Source organism: Dactylosporangium cerinum, from assembly GCF_042653625.1.
Lineage (GTDB): Bacteria > Actinomycetota > Actinomycetes > Mycobacteriales > Micromonosporaceae > Dactylosporangium > Dactylosporangium cerinum.
Window position 1 is genome coordinate 242,911 of record NZ_JBHSIU010000018.1, and the last position, 18,748, is coordinate 261,658.

Genomic DNA, 18,748 nt, shown 5'->3' on the forward strand with positions numbered 1-18,748 from the left:
GGTCGGGCGCTGCGCCGGCACCGTGCGCGGCACCCGATGACAGGTCGCTCTGAGTGGCCCGCCGGGCCGGGCGGGCTGCGGCACCGGCCATCCTCGGGTCGGCGCCCCTGCGGTCCCGTCGGTGCTCATGCGTCACCAGCCGTGGCAGCTTTGTACGCATCGACGACGGGTCCGGGAAGCCGTCCCCGGTCTTTGAGCTCGTAGCCGGCGGAGCGGGCAGGCGCGGATCGCGGTACCGTCCCGCCCGGGGCGCCGGTCGTTGCGGGAAGTCGGATACGGGCTGCGTCGCCGGACGCAGGTCGCGCCCCGCAGAAACGGTCCGAGGGTGTCTCGGAGCTCCGCCGCGTTGGCCGCGTTCAGGTCGATCGTGTGATCGACGCCGTCTAAGACCTGTTTCATAATCCGGTCGGTGTCCGGGTACGAAACAGTCCGGGGTGTGCGTCTCGTCGTTCCGGTGCGGTCCCTTGTCCGCGTGGTGGTGCGGTGGGGGTCTCGTCCGGGGTTGTCGGGGGCACCTTTCCGGTAGTTCGCCGAGCACGCCGGCATCCACTGTCCTGTATCAGGTGGTGGGTGCTGCGCTGCGGTCGCCGTCCACTGGCACCGTGGGGGTGTGGGTGGGGGCGGTGGTGTCCGGTTGACTCGGTCAGGGCTCCTTGCAGCCCTTGGTTGATCGTGTCCACGCCGAGGGTGGCGTGGGTGGTGTGGGCGTTGGTCCAGTCGATACGTGCCGATGCGGGTGTGCTGGGTTCGGTGAGGATGGTGTGGGCGCCGACGAGCGGCGACGAGGTCCCGGTCGCCGGTGATGCCGCAGTTCGGGCAGGTGTGGCGGCGGTGCGCCAGGGATTTCGGGGCGCGGGTGCCGCAGAGGCAGTGTTGGGTCCAGGCGGTGTGCCGGGTGCCCGCGCGCACCAACCCACCTCCGGTCGCACCGTTCGATGCGGTCACCGCGGTGACCTTCGCGGTTTCATGGTCCAGCGCGGTCAGGAGCATGCCGGGGGTGAACGCGTGCATGCTGCGGCCCCACCGTCGGGCCCAGACCCGCAGGTCGCCGGTCTCGACGATGAGGTCCGGTCCGTGGATGGCGACCAGGTCGGCGGCGACGGTCCGGGCCCGGGTCCGGCCCGCCTGGGTGCGGGCCTCACCGGCAGCGGCCGCAGCTGCGCGCAGCCGCCGGTAGCTGGTGGACAGCTGATCGTGGCGGTACGCGCGCACCGGCACCCCGGCCGCGTTCGCGATCCGCGGGCCGGCGGGTGTCGCGACCTGCACTGCGGGGAGCCCTGCGGCGCGGCGCCGGTCGGCACGTTGTTGTTGGCGGGTGGAGAGCTGGTATTGGGTGGGGTTGCTGCAACGGCGGGAACGTTGCAGGGCCCGGTTCCGCCGCCGTTGCCGCACCCCCTCCACCGCCAGTCGCTCGACGTCGTCGCCGGTCTTGGCGATGCGGGTCGCTCGGAGCCCGGCGTCGCCGGTCGGTCGGCCGGGACCGGCGAGCCTGGTCGGGCTGGTTGGGCTGGTCGGGATGGACACGACGGCGAGGTTGGACACGTTGACGTCCACCCCACCCCGCCGGTGCAGACCAGCCGCTGCCTCCCGGCGGGCAGCGACCGCTGGTGAGGTGTGGCCGTCGGCGAGGATCATCAGGTGTGCCTCGTACCGCCAGCCACCAGACGCGGCGGGGTCGCGGTGCCGGACCAGGTCGACCTTGTGCCAGCGGTCCGGATCGGCGAGGTAGTGCTCCAGCACCGGACGGCGGGCGGGGCCTTGCGGGAGGCGGACCGGCAGGACCAGGTCCCGGTCGCCGGTGCCGGTCAGGACCACGGCGAGAGCACCGTCGTGATCCCACCACGACCGCGCCCGCGCACCCGCCGCAGCACCCACGGTGGAACTCACGGCGGAACTCGCGGTTGGGGTCACGACAGGCATCCGGCGTGGTTGCCACAACCGGCCACCCTCAGCCGAGGGACGCTCGAACACGGCCCGGTGCCCCGCAAGGGAACCGACCAGCCGCCACGTCTCCCACTTCCGCGCCCTCGTATGCGACCGCGCCCGACCAGGAATCGTGTTGAACTCCCACCAGCCACCCGGGCGTGGCGGGCCGTGGCGGCGGCCGGACACGTCGGGGAACAGGTGCCGGTCCACCGCCTGCCACACCCCACCCGCCAGATGCATCGCCAGGGCCTTCGTCAGATACCGGCGCAGATGCGGGGCAGCGTCCAGATGCCGGTAGGCGGCATGCTCCAAACCGGACAGGGTCAGACCGAGCCGGTCCCGCACCGCGGCCGGGCCGACTGTGGCACGTTCCCGGTGGGCCGCCCAGAACGCATCCACCCGTGCCCGGGTGTCACGCTGCACCGCTCGCCGCACCGAGAACGCCGCCGCGAACACCCGCTCCAGATGCCGACGCACCCGCGGATCATGCACATCCACCGGCAGACGCAACACCGACCTCGGACCGTCCCACCGCCACGGCACCGCCGTGTTCGGCCCACGCCGCCGGACACCAGCCTCCCCCGCCACGAACCCGACCCTAAGGCCACATGGCCAATACTGCAGCCCCGCCCAGACCTATTTCTGAAACACGCCGTAGCGCGAAGCGCACGGTCTCATCTGCGGGACCTCCTTCGAGGTCGTCGTCGAGCAGCTGGATGGTGCGGCTCGCCATGTGCCTGCCTTTCAGCTCGGGAGTTCGGCGACGGCTCCACGGATGTGCCGTAGGCGCCTGGGTGCCCGCCTTGGGTGCTCGCTTGGAGCGCATCGGGCTCTGCGCCGTACTGGCGCAGGGCCGCCGGTCGGCGAGGAGTTCTCGCCGACCGGTGACCTGATGTGCTGGAGCGCCGCCGTCGCGGTGTGCTGCCTTGGCCCTATCGCACGATCTGGGGCTTGAGCCGGTCGATGCGGCGCTGGGTGACGGGGTTCAGCACGGTCGGCGGGCATGCCTCTGGCTGCTGGTTGCGGATGGTGGTCCACACCCAGATCCGCACGCGGGCCGATGTCAGATCCGTGTAGATGGTCGGCTCCAAGCACGGCCGCTCGGCGTTCGCCACGCCCTCGCGGAACGGCGACGCATGGCTCGGGGCCGCCGTGGGTTGCTAACCCTTCGACATGGAGCTCTTCCATCTCCTCCGCCATGCCGGTTCATCCCGGCGCTTTCCGAAAGTCGAGTGCACCGTGGAGGTACTCTTGCTGAGGAGAGCACGACATGACAGCATCGAACACCGCCAGCGGCGCGACCAAGAGCGCCCCCGTGGCGACGAGCCTCGCGCCTGCGCTGAGTGACCTGCGAGAAGCGGCCCTGCGTTACGCCACTGCGAAGGCGTCGCGGAAGGTGGAGGACTGGGCCGCCGATCTGAACGATTTTGCGGCAAGCCGAGGGCCCACCACGCAGGCGGTCTTCGAGGGGCTGAAAGCCAAGCTGCGGGGAAAGAACCCTGTCTGGGCTGCGATCAAGGGTGCTTGGTCAGGGACAAGCCCCGAACTGAAACTTGCTGTGGTGTTGATCTTGATACTGACGCTATTGCTGGGTCTTGTTGTACTGCTCGTGCTCGTGCTCGCGCTACTAGTTGCCGCGATCGTCGCAGGCATTCGAGCCGCCACACGGTGATCAGGTCGCAGATCGAGCGCGACCAGCCTCAGCCACAATTGAGAATGGACCCAGCTGATGCCGCCGGCGACCTGGAGCGGCAAGCCGATACGGCTCAGCTCTTTCCTAGTGCCGCGTCAGGCAACGTTTGCCCCGGCGGTACGGTTGCTCCATGAGTTTCGGCGGTCAGCCGGTTCTTGATGAGGTCGAAGCACTCTTCGTCGCAGTCGTTGAGGGGCGGGTGAGCCGGGATGAAGCCGACCGCTGGGCCGCACGTTGGGTCGGAGACGACGCCCTCGTCTGGGATGACCTGACTTGGTGGGCGCTGAATCTGCTGCATGGCATTGACCTCCCAGATGGACTGGGTGGGGGCTACCTGCATGACGATGACCAGGTGCGTGAATGGCTGCGAGAGTTACGGCGCCGCAGGGCATCACAGACGTGACACGGGATCGGAACTGCGCTACCGGAGAACGTGCACCTCTCTGAAGCTGTTCTGGCCGCGTTTCTTCCGCTTCAGGCGACGCTTGCCTTCCGAACGATCTTTCGTAGCCGAGGGTTGTCGGTGTTGCGGTTCCGCCAAGCGATGTAGCGGCGGATCATGCTGGCCTGTTCGCGGTGGCTCTGGTGGTCGGTGCCGTCGAGAGTGAAGTACCGCAACGCGGTGAACTGGGCCTCGATGCGGTTGAGCCACGACGAATTGGTGGGGGTGTAGGCGATCTCCACATTGTTGGCCGCTGCCCAGTCTCCGACGGAGGTGTCGGCCTTGGTGCTCAGGTGCGGGCTGTAGTTGTCGGCGATGGTCGTGATACGCACCTCGGTCGGGTGCAGGCTACGCAGGTACCGGCAGAACTCCAGGAACTGGGCCCGCTTCTTGCTTTTCTTGACGTGCCCGTACATCGTGTCGCGCCCCAATTCCAGGGCGGCGAACAAGTGACGTACCCCGTGTGGGCGGGTGTAAGTCGCCCGCCGCCTGGGCCGGGGTTGCCGATCGGGGTCCTTGTGCCGGCCACCGCGTTCGGCCCATTGCCGGCCGGGATGGGGTTGCAGGTTCAGTGGACCGAACTCGTCCATGCTGAACACCACCGCCGGTTCGCCCGGCTCGGCTGCGACGTCACCGTCGGCGATCGCGTACAAGTGCTCGACCCGCGCCTTCTTGACCTGATAGTCGGGGTCGCGTGAGGTCTTCCAAGTCTTTATCCGTTGAAATGAGACGCCTTCCTTACGCAGAACCTCTCGCAGGCCCTCGTGGCTGATGTCGTCGACCACCCCCTCAGCGACCAGGAAGTCGGCCAGCTTGGCCAGGCTCCAGGTCGAGAACGGCAGGCCGTGTTCGGCCGGCTTGGACTTGGCGATCTTCTTGATCTCCCTGCGTGCCGGCAGGGTAAAGACCGGTGGTCGGCCGCCGGCGTACTTCGGATACAGCGAGTCGAACCCGCCGCTGTTGAAGTTGCTGATCACGTCCCGGACCCGGTCCGGGCTGGTGAACGTCACCCGGGCGATCTTTACCGGGTCCATGCCCTGCGCGGACAGCAGTACCATCTGTGCCCGCCGCCAGGTCACCACCGACCCGGTACCTCGCCGCACGATACGCAGCAGCCGCTGTCCCTCGTCATCATCGATCTCCCGGACCCGCACTCGTTCGGCCACGACCACCAGCTTGAAATCGCCAGCGGCATCCGAGCGGAAGCCACACCGCAGCGTCACCCGTCAAAACGGGCAATGGTTATCTGATGCGGCACTAGCACTCCAGCCGCACTTCTGGGTCTGACATCTTTGCTGGTCTGAGGCTTGATCACGCGCTTCCATCGCCTGATATCGACCAATTGATCATCCTATGTAGACTGTTGTGTCGTGTCGATTCGCGCAGCTCCCGTTTGACTGTCTGACTTCGAGGACTTGATGGCGGATCTCGCCCCTCGGTTCGGTCGGGTGGAACCGCGTCGGCAGGCGCGCAGTTATCTGCTCGGGCTGTTGTCGCCGCTGGCGGACAAGAACGGCTGGACCCTCGCGGAGGCGGCGGGCGACCGGGCGCCGGACAAGATGCAGCGGCTGCTCAACGCGGCATGCTGGGATGCCGACGAGATCCGCGACGACCTGCGCAGTTATGTCGCCGCGCGGATCGGCGATCCCGATGGGGTGCTCATCGTCGACGAGACCGGATTCCTGAAGAAGGGCGTCAAGTCCGCTGGAGTCCAGCGGCAGTACTCCGGCACCGCCGGCAGGATCGAGAACTGCCAGCTGGGCGTATTCCTAGCCTATGCAAGTCCGCGTGGACGGGTGCTGCTGGACCGGGAGCTGCATCTGCCCAGGACCTGGTGCGACGATCTGCCGCAACGACGGGAGGCGGGCGTCGATGCCGATGCGGCGCAGCCCGGCCAGCCGATCGACCAGACTGTCGACGTCTGCCCACACCCGGGCCACGATCGCGCCGCCCGTGCGCCAGCTGACGCGCATCAACTGCGTCACCGCGGTCTTGGAGCACTGCGTGACCAGCCACGCAACCTGCTCGCCGAACGCGTAGGTATGCCCAGCGCCGTGCCGCGCCCACGGCACCGCCGCCACCACGACCCCGTGCCGCGGACAACGCACCCGCGGCGCGTCCGCCTCCACGAACACCCGCACCTGACCCAGATCCAGCGCACGCCAACGACGCCGTCCCTGCCCCTGGTCATAACCGGGCACCTCCGCCGGCAACACCCCACACCGGCGCCGCTGATCTCGAGCCGGCCGCACCGACACCACCACACCGTCGCCCTCGTCGAAGACGACACGCTCAACGACCGCCTTCTCGACTCCCGCCAGCCGGGCCCATAACCTTGCCTGACGCACGCCGTTCTCCCGCCAACACAGTTCTGACCTTCGACAAGCCAGAACCTAGGCAGGACAACGGCGTGCCATATCGACCGCCTGCTGTCTACACCGCTGGCAGCAGTAGGTGCCGAGATGCCGTGCGGGTCAGCGGCACCGGCTGGCGAGCCGCCAGCGTGCCCTGGCACGGCGGTGACCCGGTGGGCGCCATGCGCCCGTGCAACGTCAGGTAGCACTCCGCCGAGGGCGACACGGCCCGCGGACACGGTCGCCGACCCTCGGCGATCACCGTGACACATCAAGGTGCTGCGGTTTCGAGTGCTCCGAGCGACCGGCTGGTGTGGTGATTTTTGGTTTTCGGGTGATTTATCGGGTATGGGGCTGGTCCAGTCACTGGCCACAATCGAGGAGTCACAATGTCCGACTACCTCGCCGTGCGGAGTGTGGACATCAGCAACCCGCTGAGCAACATGCTCCAATCCGCGGCTGCCTTCCTTCCTCGGGCGATCGCATTCATCGTCATCCTGATCGTCGGGTACCTGGTGGCTCGCCTGCTGCGCACGGCGGTCGACAAGTTGCTGGAGCGTGTCGGCTTCGACCGGCTGGTAGAACGCGGCGGTCTCAAGACAGGCCTGGCGCGGTCCCGCTACGACGCCTCCGGCATCGTTGCACAGCTCGTCTTCTACGCGGTGCTGCTGATCACCCTGCGGATAGCGTTCGACATCTGGGGCCCGAATGCGGTTTCCACGCTCATCTCGGCTGTGATCGCCTGGCTGCCGCGGCTCTTCGTCGCGATCCTGATCATCGTGGTCGCCGCGGCCATCGCCTCCGCAGTGAGAGACATCGTTGCTACAGCGTTGGGAGGATTCTCCTACGGCCGCGCCGTGGCGAACATCGCCTCCGTGTTCATCCTCGGTATCGGCGTCATCGCCGCGCTCAACCAGATCGGGGTGGCGACCACTGTCACGACCCCCGTCCTGATCGCGGTTCTCGCCACCGTGGCCGGCATCTTGATCGTCGGCGTCGGCGGCGGACTGGTGAAGCCGATGCAGGCGCGCTGGGACAGATGGCTGGACCGGGTGGAGACAGAGTCGGCCCGCCGCTCCGAACTCTCGAAGGCGTACACGGCCGGCCAGAGCGACGCCGACCGACTGATGGCAGAAAAGCCGCAGCCCGCCGCCACGCCGGTCGCCGCTGGCCAGCAAGCCTCTTCGGCGTACCGCGACCAGTCCGGCCAACGTGCCACCCGCCCACCGTCGCCACCGTCCGCGGCGGATGACGACACACGGGCCGTGCCGCCACAGACCGATCAACGGCCCCCCACAGCCCGGTAGCGCGGGGTGCTCGACCGCGGCGGTGGTGGTTGCGGCCCTCCCGGGCCATGCCACCGCCGCTCGTGTCAGCGGCAACCCGGCAGTCCCGCATGCCTGCCAGGTTGCCGGGTCAAGCGGATCGTCCCGGACTCGCCCGGTCGGCCAGTCGGTCGGCAGCCGAACGGTCATGATGCCGGTAAAGGAGCGGTTGCGGTCTTTTCGCCCCGGTACGGCCGCTCTATGGTCGTACTTCATGAGCATCCCCGCCTCGAACCTGGGCGCCGACCACGCGACCGTGCAGATGCTGCTCGACCGCCTCCACCGACGGATCGGCGCCGCCGGGCTCGCGGCAGCAGCTGTGATTCCCGGCCTGTCGGCGCAGGTCGACCAGCACGCAGCCGAGGTGCGGGACCTGCTCGGCATCCGCGGCCGTCGGCCGACGCTCGCAGCGTTGGCCAGCTACGCCGACGGACTACTGGACGGGGCGACCGACCGCGGATGGCAACCGCCGCAGCACGATCTGGCGGGCTGGGTCGGCGCAGACGGCGTTACGGTCCGGCTCACGGCTCTGTGCGGCTTGGCCTTCAGCGCCATGGCGTAGAGGCAGGAGCAGCGGCGCCTAAACCCGTCCGGCTGCGCATCGGTCTCAACCGCTGTTTGAGCCGACTGTAATCAGCGTCGGGTAGCCCCGGCGCACTGCTGCGCCGGGGCCACCTAAGAACCGTGCGTGCCGGTTGTCCCGGCACGACGACGTGGCGCACCGGGCGGGCGTCGGCGTCGGCACCGCCTGCCGGCGCTTCCCGACCAAGGAATCGCTGCTGGCGGTCGCCTTCGAAGAGCGGCTGGAGGAGCACGGCCGCGTGGTCGAGGAGCGTTGCGGGCGCCGACCGGCTGGGAGAGACTCACGACGTTCCTGCGGCACGCCGCGCAGATGCACGCCACCGACCGCGGGCTGCGTGACCTGGCTCTCGGCGCCGACTCCGGGGCATCCCCCGACCTCGGCTTCTCGCCCATCGACCGGATCCGCGACCGGATCGAGCCGCTGATCCGCCAGATCCTCGAACAGGCGCATGCCGAGGGCTCGCTGCGTACCGACGTCACCGTCGAGGACGTGCAGCTGCGGCTGATGATGGTCAGCGAGGTGGCCCGCCACGGTCACGCCGTCCGCCCCTACGCGTACCAGCGCTATCTGCAGCTGCTGATCAACGGTCTGCGCCGGTCGCCGGAGACCGGCGAGCTCGGCATCCCGCTGAACCCGGCAGAGGCCGACGCGATCGCCCGGCAGTGGCCTGCCCAGCGCCCAGCCGCGCCCGGCGGCCGGACCTCGGTCATAGGGCGGCGTACGGGTGCTCCGCGCCTTCTGCCGAGGTGTAGACGGTCCAGTAGTGCTCGGCGATGGTGTCGGGCTGGGTCTCGGGTCCGCCGCGGCCGATCCACACGCTGAGCGGGATGTGCGCGACGTGGACGCCGTGTTCGGCGACCGCGGCGTGCAGGCTGAGGGCGTAGGTGCGCAGGGCGCCGGCGCCGATGGCGATGTTGCCGAAGGCGGGCATCATGCCGGGGTCGGCGGAGGTACCGCCGGTGGTGAACAGGATCGTGCCGGCACCGCGCTCGGTCATCGCGGGTAGTACCTGCTGGGCTGCGGCGAGCCCGCCGCCCAGGTAGAACTCCAGTTGCGGCTGCACGGCGGCGAGGGTGACGTCGGTGATACCGACCGGCCGCAGGTCGGCGTTGTCGGGGGCGCTCGGGGAGAAGCTGAGCACGTCGATCGGGCCGAACCGGGCGGCGATCTGCTCAACCGCCCCGCCGAGGGCGGCGGGATCGGTCGCGTCCGCAGCGAACCCGGCAGCCTGGATACCGGCGGCGGTCAGGGTCGCGGTAAGCGTGTCGAGGTGCTGCTGGGTGCGCGATACGAGGCCGACGGCGAAGCCTTCGCGGCCGAACCGTTTCGCGATGGACAGTCCGAGGCCGGGACCGGCCCCGATGACAGCGATGACGGGCATGGATCTCCTTCAGGTGGCGGTGCGGACGGCCGGGGCGATCTCGGTGCCGTAGCGGTGCAGGGACTCCTCGACCAGGCTGCGGGGCAGGCCGCCCCAGTCGAACTGGCCGAAGAACCGGTCGATGCCGAGCATGTCCCGGGCGTCGAGGATCTTCTCGGCGATCTCCTCGGCCGAGCCGACCATGATGGCCTGGCCGCGGGCGGTGCCGGCCTCGAACGCGGCCCGGTTCACCAGGAAGCCGCGCCCGCCGGGTGTCTTCGGCCGCAGATATTCGTGGTAGTACGGGTACACGTCGCGGGCGGCTTTCGCGGTGGCGCCGGCGAAGAAGTGGGTGGAGATGCCGACCCTCAGCCGCTCCGGGTGCCCGGCGCGTTCGCCCGTTTCCCGGTACAGGTCCACGGCCTGTTTGGCGTGGCTGAGCGGCCCGCCGATGTAGCCGAGGATCATCGGCAGGCCGAGCAGCCCAGCCCGGACCGCGCTGCCGGGTGAGCCGCCGACCCCGGCCCAGACCGGCATTTCGGTCTGGACCGCGCGGGGCGCGATCGGCGCGTCCCGCAACGGTGGCCGGAACTTCCCGGTCCAGGTGACGTGGTCGTCGGCGCGCAGCCGCAGCAGCAGGTCGATCTTCTCCGCGTACAGCGCGTCGTAGTCGGCCATGTCCTCGCCGAAGAGCGCGAACGGTTCGGTGAACGCGCTGCGGCCGGCGATGATCTCGGCCCGTCCGGCGCTGACCAGGTCCAGCGTCGCGAAGTCCTGATAGACCCGGACCGGGTCGAGGACGCTGAGCACCGTCACGGCGCTGGTGAGGCGGATCCGCTGGGTGCGGGCGGCGATCGCGGCGAGGACCACGGCCGGGGACGACACAGCGAAGTCGAGGCTGTGATGCTCGCCGAGCGCGAACACGTCCAGCCCGAGTTCCTCACCGAGGACGGCGTATTCGATGGTGTCCGCGATCCGCTGGGCCGCACCGACCTTGCGTCCGGTGTCGCGGCTGGTCTGCAGGTCGCTCAGCGACAGGATGCCGAGTTCCATGACGCGCGAATCAGTCGAAGGTGATGGCGAGCTTGCCGAGGGTGCCGCCCGCGAAGTCGCCGAACGCTGCCGGCACCTCCGCAAGTGGGTAGGTGCGGGCGACCGGGACAGTGATCCGTCCCGCGGCAGCGTCGGCGGCGAGCCGGTCCAGCGTCGCGGGGGCCGGGTGGGCCATGACCGCGGTGGCGGCCGGGTGCTGGTCCGGGCCGAGGCCGAGGGTGCTGGCGAGGCGCCCCTTCTCCGCGAGCAGGGTGGCCAGGGCGGCGCCGTCGCCGGCCAGGTGCAGCACCACGTCCACGCCGTCCGGGGCGAGGTCGCGGACCTGCGCGGCGAGGTCGCCGGTGTGGTCGACGACCTCGGTCGCGCCGAGCGAGCGGACCAGGTCCGTCTCCGCGCCGGGGCGGGCGGTGGCGATGACCCGGGCGCCGGCCGCGGCGGCGTACTGGACCGCGATCGCGCCGACGCCGCCGGTCGCGCCGCTGATCAGCACGGTCTCGCCCGCCCGGGGAGCGGACGCGGTGAGCGCGTCGACGGCGGCGGTACCGGCCAGGCCCAGGACGCCGGCGATGACGGTGTCCAGGCCGGCCGGGATCGCAGCCGTGCCGACCTCGTCGCCGACGACCACGTAGTCGCCGAAGCCGCCGTCGCCGAGGAACGCCTTCGTGACCACGCCGAACACCCGGTCGCCGACGGCGAAGCGGGTCACGCCGTCGCCGACGGCCTCGACCGTGCCGGCGAAGTCCTTACCGAGAACCACCGGGTAGCGGTGCTCCATCATCCCGGCCAGGTACCCAGCGGCGACCGCGGTGTCGAACCCGTTCAGCGACGACGCCTCGACCCGCACCAGCACCTCGCCGGCGCCCGGCTCGGGCGTGGCCAGCTCAGCCAGCGTCGGGCTCGCGCCCTGCTCAGCAGTGACGACAGCACGCATGAAAACCTCCGGAGACAAGAAGTGGACGCTTCCTTCCACTTGTGTGACCGAGCGTAGCAGACAAGTGGACGACATCCTCCACTTGCCGGTATCGTGACCCACATGACAACGCCGGGCCTGCGCGTGGACGCCGAACGCAACCGGCAGCGCATCATCACCGCGGCACGGGAGGCATTCGCCGAGTGCGGACTCGACGTGCCCATGGACGAGGTCGCCCGCCGCGCGGGCGTCGGCGTCGGCACGCTCTACCGGCGTTACCCGACGCGCGCCGACCTCGTCGCCGCCGCGTTCGAGCAGAAGATGGCCGCGTACGCCGGCATCGCCCGCGACGCGCTCGCCGAGCCGGACCCGTGGCAGGGGTTCCGCGGGTACGTCGAACGGGTCTGCGCGATGCAGGCCGAGGACCGCGGCTTCAACCTGGTGCTGACCATGAGCTTCCCCACCGCCAAACGCTTCGAGGCCGACCGGGACCGCTCCTTCGCCGACTTCCTGGTCGTGGTCGAGCGCGCCAAAGCCGCCGGCCGGCTCCGCGCCGACTTCGTCGCCGAGGACATGGTCATGTTCCTGATGGCCAACGCCGGCGTCCTCACCGCCACCGCCGACGCCGCCCCCGAGACCTCACGCCGCCTCGTCGCGTACTTCCTGCAGGCCTGCGCCGCCACCACGGCCGAGCCGCTGCCGCCCCAGGCGGCGCCCCGCCGCATGTACCGGGCGATGCTCCGCTTCGCCCCGGACAAACGCTGACCGAACCCGGCCGGTGGTCACCGCCCGGGAGGCGGAAGGGCGCTGTTGCATTTGCCGATCGGAGGGCGCGTTGAAGCGAGTGCCGACCGGTCTTCCGTCGTGCCGCCGCAGCGTCGCGGCGGGCGGAGACGAGCACGTCGATGACCTGCCCATCCTGATCGACGGCGCGGTACACATACCGCCAGACGCCGCTGACCTTGACATAGGTCTCATGTGAACCATCTGTCGCCAAGGCGCATGCCGGCCGAATCTGGCTGCGTCGGCCAGCAGCGGCGTGAACCGCTGCACCCACCGGAAGACGGTGACATGGTCGACCTCGACACCACGCTCGAGTAGCAGCTCCTCGACGTCGCGGTACGACAGGTTGTAGCGCAAGAAGCGCCGGACGGCGACCATGATGATGTCAGGCGGGAACCGGAACCCGGCGAACGCTGACCGCGGTGGCAGGACTGGACGTCGGCGGTTCGAGTACTTCACCGTTCAAGCCTGCCTGACCAGGGCATCGATTAATGCAACGGACCCGGCAGGGCGGTGCACAGCTCCGACAGGTCGCGCCCAGAGCGCATGACCGTGCCGTCGGGGCGCACGACGGCGGCGTGCGCGCCGCCTTGCCGCAGCCAGCGATGGAGCTCACTGCCAGGTCGGGCAACGACGAGAGCTGCGCCGCAGCCTTCGATTGCGGCTCGTTGCGCGGCGGACGGCGTGACGGACGTGACGATCGCGAACCGGCCCGCGGCCACGTCGTCGAAACGGCGGGCGCCGTCGAGGACCACGTTCGGGCACAGTGTGCCGGCCAGGGTGCGGCGCAGCACTTGCCGTACCACCAGCGCGGACCGGCGAAGCGCAGGTGTCTCGCTGTGCATGACCCGCTGCCTGAGGCCGGGTATGAGGCGCCACCGCGGCGCCACCACATGACGGATGATGTTGCCGAGCTTGCCGCCCCCCGTCATCGCGGCGCCGAGCAGTATCGCCAGCCTGATCATTGAGCGGGCGTGTGCCTGGCGTTCGATCTCGTAGGTGTCGAGCACGGTGTCGGGCAGGGTCCCGTCGAGCACGCCGGCGAGCTTCCAGGCGAGGTTCATCGCGTCGCGCAGCCCGGCCGCCATGCCTTGGCCGATGAACGGTGGGGTGAGGTGGGCGGCGTCGCCGAGCAGAAAAACCCGCCGGTCGCGCCACCGGTCGGCGACCTGCCCGCGGAAGGTGTACTCGGCCGCCCGTACGATCTGCAGCGCCTCGGCGGGGATGTCCTTGGTCCACGGCGTGACCAACGGATGCAACCTGGTGATGTCGCGGTAGTGTTCGGCCGTTGCACCTGGCGTCAGGCGGAACTCCCAGCGGTAGCGGGTCTGCCCGACGCGCATGTACGTGGCCGCGCGGACGGGGTCGCAGACCTGGTGCACGCCTTCCCACTGGCCGAGGTCGGCGTCGGTGACCACGTCGACGACGAGCCAGTGTTGCGTGAACTTCAGATCCCGCATGGTGACGCCGATCGAGGTCCTGGTCAGGCTGTTGGCGCCGTCGCAGCCCAGGGCGTACTGCGCGAGCACGTGGTCCGGCCTGCCGGTGATCTGGTCGGTGAAGTCGACCCGCACGCCGCCGGCTTGCTGGGTGAGGGCGGTGACCTCGGTGCTGCCGCGGAGGGTCACGCTGCCGTACTGCTGGAGATTGCTGCGGAGGATCGTCTCCAACTCGGGCTGGTCGAACATGCTCCCTTCCGGGTAGCCGTGCCGGCCGTGCTCGCCGTCGCGCCGGAATTCGGCCAGCACCCGCATCCTCCGGTCGAGGAGCCGCAGCCCCTTGTGCGGCCTGGAGATTGCGGCGAACTCGTCGCGGAGCCCGATGCGCGCGAGGATGCGGTGGACCTCGTCGTCGAGGGCGACCGCGCGGGGCTGCGGGTACACCGCCCCCCACCGCTCGAGCACCAGGCAATCGACGCCGTACTGGCCGAGCAGCGTCGCGGCGGTGAGCCCGGTGGGGCCAGCGCCGATGATCACCACAGGAACCGCGCTCACCGCGTCGCACCGAACAGGAGCATCAGGTAGGCGGCGACGAGGACTCCGCAGATGACGGCGGGGGTGAACTTCCGTGTGCCGTCGCCGTTGCGCAGGTGCACAACGAGGGCTCCGCCGAGCATGAGCAGCAGGCCGGCACCGGCCAGACCGCCGATCAGCGGCTCGATCAGGCCGGTGAGCAATCCCGCCGCGCCGGCGATCTCGAGCACGCCGATGCGGCGATAGGAGGCGGTGGAGAAGCCTGCCTCCGCGGCCCGCTCGCGCATCGGCGCCAGCGCCAGGATCTTGGCCGTGCCCAGGGCGAGGAAGACCAACGCGAGCAGCCCCGCGAGGATGGCGGACGTAGTTGTCATGACAGCACCACCAATCGCCATTCGATGGCATAACGGCCCAGGACGGCCTTGATGGCCGCCTCGTCGGCGGACGGAGCGACCTTGACGGTGGTGACGATGGCGCTGCCCTCGATCGTGATTTCGATGTCGTGCACCCCGGCGATCTCGTCGAGCGCAGCGAGGAGTTGCCTACGGGTGGCGTCCGCCCGCAGCACGGGTTTGTACAGCTTGCCCACGGCGGTGACGGGCAGCGCGTCGAGGACCGTCACGGCCTTGGGTGCCGCGGCGGGGTCCGGCACCCGCTCGCGTGCCCAGTCACGCAGGTCGTTCTCGGTCACCGTGGCGCCGGAGGCGAGGCTGACGTAGGCGACGGGTACCTCGCCGGCGTGGGCGTCGGGGCGCCCGACCGCGCCGGCCGCGGTGACCTGCGGGTGGGCCAGCAGCGCGTCCTCGATGACAGCGGGGTCGATGTTGTGCCCGCCGCGGATGATGAGGTCCTTGGCCCGGCCGGAGAGGTATACGAAGCCGTCATCGTCGATGCCTGCGAGGTCACCGGTGTCCAGCCAGCCGTCGACCAGCTTGCCGAGGCCGTCCAGGACGTGGCCGTTGCCGTCACGGCCGGTGACGTAGCCGGGGAAGACAGTGGGGCCACTGATTGCCAGCAGACCTTTCTCGCCGGCGGGCAGGTCCACCCAGGTTCCGTCGGCGCCGGCACGCATCACCCTCATCTGCTGGTAGGGCAGGCGCTGCCCGACTGAGCGTGGCCGCGATGCTTCTGGGAAGCTGCGCGCGCTCGCGCAGGTCGCCTCGGTCAGCCCGTATCCCTCGACCAGGATCGCCCCGCTGCGGGCCTGAAAGCTGTCCCGGACCGCGGCGGGCAGCGGCGCGGCCCCTACCATCGGGAACCGCAGGCTGCTGATGTCGGCGTCGACCGGGCACTGTGCCAGCGCGGCGTACACGGTCGGCACCGCGCTCATGGCTGCGATCCGATAACGCTCGACGACCTTCCAGAACTCGCCGTACAGTGCAGGCTCGCGGTAGCCCAGCGGGCCGGCCCACACCACCGTCTGCCCCTTGAACAGGGGCGCGAGCAGGGTGACGACGAGCGCGTTCACGTGGAACAGCGGAAGCGCTGCGAAGACCACGGTCTCGGCGTCGAACAGTGAACTGGCGGCCAGCATCCAGGCATCGGTGACCTCGTTGGCGTGGGTGTGCGCCGCCAGTTTCGGGGCACCGGTGGTGCCGCCGGTGTGGAACATCGCGGCCAGATCCAAGGATCGGGGCAGGTCACCCTCGATGGCGGACGGGTCCATGACGGCGGCAAGCTCGCCGAGGTAGCCGATGCGCACGCCGTCGACGGCGGGCAGCGGCTCGGGCATGCCCGCCGCCCCGGTGGGCCGGAGCACGAGGACGGCTTCGAGCAGGCCGTCGCGGGCGAGCGCCTGCGCGGTGTCCCAGGTGTCCGGCGCGAGGTCGGGCCCGGCCGCGACCAGCACACGGGCGCCGGAGCGCCGGAGCAGTTCGGCGAGGTGCTGCCGGGACAGGCCGCCGCCCAGGGGCGCCGCGATCCCGGCAAGCTGCGCGGCCAGCGTCGCGATGATCAGTTCGGCGCAGTTCGGTGCCATCAGAGCGACGGCGTCACCGCGCCGCACTCCGAAATCGTGCAGCAGGTTGGCGTACCGGTGGACATCAGCCAGCAGTTCGGCGAAGGTGCGGCGCAGCGGCTCCTGCCAGCGGTCGGCGTCGGGCAGCACGGCGATCGCCGTGCGGTCCGGCCAGCGCCTCGCCGCTCGTGCGAGCAATGCGTAGGTCGATTCGGGCAGCCCCCGCGCCTCGAGCGGCACGGCCTCGATCGCGGCGAGATCGTCGGGCGTGGCGTAGTCCGGCCACAGCAGGTCCTCGGTCATCGGGCGTACCTCACGACCGTGCGCTGCCGGCCGAGGTCGATCGCGCCGTCGTCGGTGGCGATCGCGGTCTCGACGACATCGCCGTCCTTCAAATACCTGGGGTTGCGGGCCTGGCCGCGGAAGAAGAGCTTCCACTTCACTGCGGGTGGCAGCAGCGAGGCGACGATCTCGACCGGCTTCGGCGGCGCGCTCAGGGCCGTCCCGACGGGCGTGCCGGTCAGCAGCAGGTCACCGGGGTCGAGTCGCTGGAAGCGGGTCAGCGCCTGCAGCGTCTGGACGGGCTGGTAGATCATGTCGGCGGCCGTCATGTTCTGCCGGAGTTCGCCGTTGACCCACAACTGCAGCCGCAGGTCGGCGAACCGCTTGAGTTCGTCGGCGTCGAGCAGCACCAGCGCGGGGCCGACCGGGGTGAACGTCGGGTACGACTTGGCCTCGTAGAACTGCGTCTGCGGAAGCTGCACGTCACGCGCCGAGATGTCGTTGGTGACCACCAGGCCCGCGACGTAGTCGGCAACATTGTCCGCGGTGACGGTCGTGCCGACGGGCATCTCGCGGCCGAAGACGAGCCCGATCTCCACCTCGTAGTCCAGCAGCCGCACGTGGCCGGGGCGGACCACGTCGTCGAACGGGCCACTGACCGAGCCCGACGTCTTGCGGAAGAACGTCAACGGGACGGTCCCGGGATTCCCGTTCGTGTCCTTGACGTGGGAGGCGAAGTTCGTCATCTGGGCGGCGACGCGGCAGGGCGCCGTCACCGGGGAGACCGGAGCGAGGCCGTCGACCGGAACGGTGTCCCCGCTCGTCGCGGCCGCGAGGACCGCCTGCCGGTCGGCCAGCAGGCCAGCGGTGGTCGTGGCCCTGGTGTTCACCTTAGCGGCGCCGGTGGAGGTGAGCACCCACCAGGCGTCAGCGGTATGCAGGACGGAAATGCTCATGAGGTGGCTACTTTCAGCAGACCGCGGAGGCGGTGGAGGTCGAACTCGTTGTCCTGGCGCAGCGCGCCGATGACGGCGCGCAGCTCGCGAAACGCTTCCCGGCCGGGTTTGATGCCGAGGAAGTCCTTGGTCGCGGGCGGACCCCACTGGGCGAGACCCGAGGCGGTCATCGGCGCCCAGCCCGGCTCGAGCGTGCAGTCGAACAGGTCGCCGTCGCTGAAGTGCTCGACCAGGAATCCGTCCGGGTCGCGCCAGTAGTCGAAGAGCTGGCTGCCCTGGATGTGCCGGCCGATCCCCCAGGACCGCCGGTAGCCCCGCTCGAGCAGGTACTCGCCGCCGGCGGCCAGCGAGTCGAGGTCGGAGACCTGGTAGGCCGAGTGCACGTAGCGGTTGGCCGGGCCGAGGACCATCGCGAGTGTGTGGTGGTCGGTGGGCGTGCTGCCACGGTCGCAGCGGATGAAGCTCATGACTGGGCCGCGCTCACGCTGTCCCTGGTAGTAGAGGAAGTCGCTGACGATCAGGCCCAGGTGCTCGAGATACCAGTCGAGCGTCGCGAGGTACTTCGTGGTCTGCAGCACGACGTGACCGAGCCGCTGCACCGCGGCCGACTCCCGTGGCGGCCGTTGGGTGGCGTTCACCCGCGTCACGTCGTGTCCGACGTTGACCGTCAGCGGCTGCTGGGTGGGCAGCGCGGGGAGTTCGTGCGTGTCCGCGACCACGCGTACGCGCGCCGCGCTCGGGTCGATCAGATCCACTGTCACCCCGCCCACGCTCTCCGGGAGCGCGGTGACGGTCCTGCCGGTCACGTCCGCGAGCCGCAGCACGTCCGTCGGTTCGGCGGCCATGAAGGCGGGGCCGATGAACCGCGAGCGGGCGCCCCGGCGAATGAGCACGCAGGGCACACCCGCATCGGCACCGCGCAACTGCAGCTCGTCCTGGGTGCGCAGCGACACCGTGAAGCCGAAGGCCCGGGCGAACACCTCGGCCCGATCAAGGTCCGGCTTCTCGAACTCCAGCCAGGCCAGGTCGCGGACCTTGACGATCGGGTTGCGCGCTCTGCCCGGATGCTCGCCACGCAGGGCGCCCTGCTCACTGTGCAGACCGGTGTGCGGGTCATGCTGGTCGATCACCTTGACCGCCCCCTCCGTAAC

17 protein-coding genes and 3 pseudogenes are annotated in these 18,748 nt (G+C 69.9%); 7 read left to right on the forward strand and 13 right to left on the reverse strand.

The features are described 5' to 3' along the window. Positions 1-132: 132 nt before the first annotated feature. A complete protein-coding gene (locus tag ACFPIJ_RS16670; protein WP_380115895.1) occupies positions 133-2,439 on the reverse strand; it encodes a zinc ribbon domain-containing protein in 2,307 nt (768 codons plus the stop codon). Positions 2,440-2,858: 419 nt separating this feature from the next. Further along, entirely contained in the window at positions 2,859-3,041 is a 183-nt protein-coding gene (locus ACFPIJ_RS16675; protein ID WP_380115897.1) for a hypothetical protein, read from the reverse strand. Positions 3,042-3,196: 155 nt separating this feature from the next. Between ACFPIJ_RS16675 and ACFPIJ_RS16680 the strand changes: the two genes are divergently transcribed. Together ACFPIJ_RS16680 and ACFPIJ_RS16685 are read left to right on the forward strand one after the other, a co-directional pair. Further along, entirely contained in the window at positions 3,197-3,598 is a 402-nt protein-coding gene (locus ACFPIJ_RS16680; protein WP_380115899.1) for a hypothetical protein, read from the forward strand. A 151-nt stretch (positions 3,599-3,749) separates the two neighbouring features. Then, a complete protein-coding gene (locus ACFPIJ_RS16685; protein ID WP_380115901.1) occupies positions 3,750-4,022 on the forward strand; it encodes a hypothetical protein in 273 nt (90 codons plus the stop codon). A 71-nt stretch (positions 4,023-4,093) separates the two neighbouring features. Here the strand turns inward: ACFPIJ_RS16685 and ACFPIJ_RS16690 are convergent, their stop codons facing one another. Further along, positions 4,094-5,284 (reverse strand): IS630 family transposase, encoded by a 1,191-nt coding sequence (locus tag ACFPIJ_RS16690; protein ID WP_380115902.1) that lies wholly within the window; start codon positions 5,282-5,284, stop codon positions 4,094-4,096. A gap of 195 nt (positions 5,285-5,479) precedes the next feature. Between ACFPIJ_RS16690 and ACFPIJ_RS16695 the strand changes: the two are divergent. Next, positions 5,480-5,947: pseudogene (locus ACFPIJ_RS16695) on the forward strand (IS701 family transposase); the annotation flags it as partial. On the opposite strand, the pseudogene ACFPIJ_RS16700 reads toward ACFPIJ_RS16695, so the two are convergent. Then, positions 5,930-6,409 (reverse strand): annotated as a pseudogene (locus tag ACFPIJ_RS16700) (helix-turn-helix domain-containing protein); the annotation flags it as partial. The pseudogenes ACFPIJ_RS16695 and ACFPIJ_RS16700 overlap by 18 nt on opposite strands. Before the next feature lie 395 nt (positions 6,410-6,804). On the opposite strand from ACFPIJ_RS16700, the gene ACFPIJ_RS16705 reads away from it, so the two are divergent. The 3 genes from ACFPIJ_RS16705 (at position 6,805) to ACFPIJ_RS16715 (ending at position 9,145) form a co-directional block, all read left to right on the forward strand. After that, on the forward strand, positions 6,805-7,722 hold the full coding sequence (locus tag ACFPIJ_RS16705) for a mechanosensitive ion channel family protein (RefSeq protein WP_380115903.1): 918 nt from the start codon (positions 6,805-6,807) through the stop codon (positions 7,720-7,722). A gap of 232 nt (positions 7,723-7,954) precedes the next feature. Next, positions 7,955-8,302 carry a DUF6401 family natural product biosynthesis protein gene (locus ACFPIJ_RS16710; RefSeq protein ID WP_380115904.1) on the forward strand — a complete coding sequence of 116 codons (348 nt, stop codon included), beginning with the start codon at positions 7,955-7,957 and terminating at the stop codon, positions 8,300-8,302. A 273-nt stretch (positions 8,303-8,575) separates the two neighbouring features. Continuing rightward, positions 8,576-9,145 carry an SbtR family transcriptional regulator gene (locus ACFPIJ_RS16715; protein ID WP_380115905.1) on the forward strand — a complete coding sequence of 190 codons (570 nt, stop codon included), beginning with the start codon at positions 8,576-8,578 and terminating at the stop codon, positions 9,143-9,145. Here ACFPIJ_RS16715 and ACFPIJ_RS16720 read toward each other — a convergent pair. The 3 genes from ACFPIJ_RS16720 to ACFPIJ_RS16730 are packed head-to-tail and all read right to left on the reverse strand — an operon-like array spanning position 9,030 to position 11,667. After that, entirely contained in the window at positions 9,030-9,704 is a 675-nt protein-coding gene (locus ACFPIJ_RS16720; RefSeq protein WP_380115906.1) for an SDR family NAD(P)-dependent oxidoreductase, read from the reverse strand. The two genes, ACFPIJ_RS16715 and ACFPIJ_RS16720, sit on opposite strands and share 116 nt — an antisense overlap. Before the next feature lie 9 nt (positions 9,705-9,713). Further along, positions 9,714-10,736 (reverse strand): LLM class flavin-dependent oxidoreductase, encoded by a 1,023-nt coding sequence (locus tag ACFPIJ_RS16725; RefSeq protein ID WP_380115907.1) that lies wholly within the window; start codon positions 10,734-10,736, stop codon positions 9,714-9,716. A gap of 10 nt (positions 10,737-10,746) precedes the next feature. Next, complete coding sequence (locus ACFPIJ_RS16730; RefSeq protein ID WP_380115908.1) at positions 10,747-11,667, reverse strand: NADP-dependent oxidoreductase; 921 nt, start codon at positions 11,665-11,667, stop codon at positions 10,747-10,749. A gap of 102 nt (positions 11,668-11,769) precedes the next feature. Here ACFPIJ_RS16730 and ACFPIJ_RS16735 point away from each other — a divergent pair, with 102 nt between their 5' ends. After that, on the forward strand, positions 11,770-12,411 hold the full coding sequence (locus ACFPIJ_RS16735; RefSeq protein ID WP_380115909.1) for a TetR/AcrR family transcriptional regulator: 642 nt from the start codon (positions 11,770-11,772) through the stop codon (positions 12,409-12,411). 94 nt (positions 12,412-12,505) lie between these two features. Here ACFPIJ_RS16735 and ACFPIJ_RS16740 read toward each other — a convergent pair. From ACFPIJ_RS16740 to ACFPIJ_RS16765, 6 genes and pseudogenes are all read right to left on the reverse strand, one after another. Next, positions 12,506-12,807 (reverse strand): annotated as a pseudogene (locus ACFPIJ_RS16740) (IS6 family transposase); the annotation flags it as partial. A 110-nt stretch (positions 12,808-12,917) separates the two neighbouring features. Further along, positions 12,918-14,423 carry a bifunctional 3-(3-hydroxy-phenyl)propionate/3-hydroxycinnamic acid hydroxylase MhpA gene (mhpA, locus tag ACFPIJ_RS16745; RefSeq protein ID WP_380115910.1) on the reverse strand — a complete coding sequence of 502 codons (1,506 nt, stop codon included), beginning with the start codon at positions 14,421-14,423 and terminating at the stop codon, positions 12,918-12,920. Continuing rightward, positions 14,420-14,776 (reverse strand): DoxX family protein, encoded by a 357-nt coding sequence (locus ACFPIJ_RS16750; protein WP_380115911.1) that lies wholly within the window; start codon positions 14,774-14,776, stop codon positions 14,420-14,422. The genes mhpA and ACFPIJ_RS16750 overlap by 4 nt, the downstream gene beginning before the upstream one ends. Beyond that, positions 14,773-16,662 (reverse strand): acyl-CoA synthetase, encoded by a 1,890-nt coding sequence (locus tag ACFPIJ_RS16755; RefSeq protein WP_380115913.1) that lies wholly within the window; start codon positions 16,660-16,662, stop codon positions 14,773-14,775. The genes ACFPIJ_RS16750 and ACFPIJ_RS16755 overlap by 4 nt, the downstream gene beginning before the upstream one ends. Next, the gene (locus ACFPIJ_RS16760; RefSeq protein WP_380115914.1) at positions 16,659-17,597 is read right to left on the reverse strand and encodes a fumarylacetoacetate hydrolase family protein; all 939 of its coding nucleotides are present in this window, start codon (positions 17,595-17,597) and stop codon (positions 16,659-16,661) included. Before ACFPIJ_RS16760 ends, ACFPIJ_RS16755 begins: the two co-directional genes overlap by 4 nt. Next, positions 17,594-18,727, reverse strand: coding sequence for a VOC family protein (locus ACFPIJ_RS16765; RefSeq protein ID WP_380115915.1), 1,134 nt, complete (start codon positions 18,725-18,727; stop codon positions 17,594-17,596). Before ACFPIJ_RS16765 ends, ACFPIJ_RS16760 begins: the two co-directional genes overlap by 4 nt. Positions 18,728-18,748: the final 21 nt, after the last annotated feature.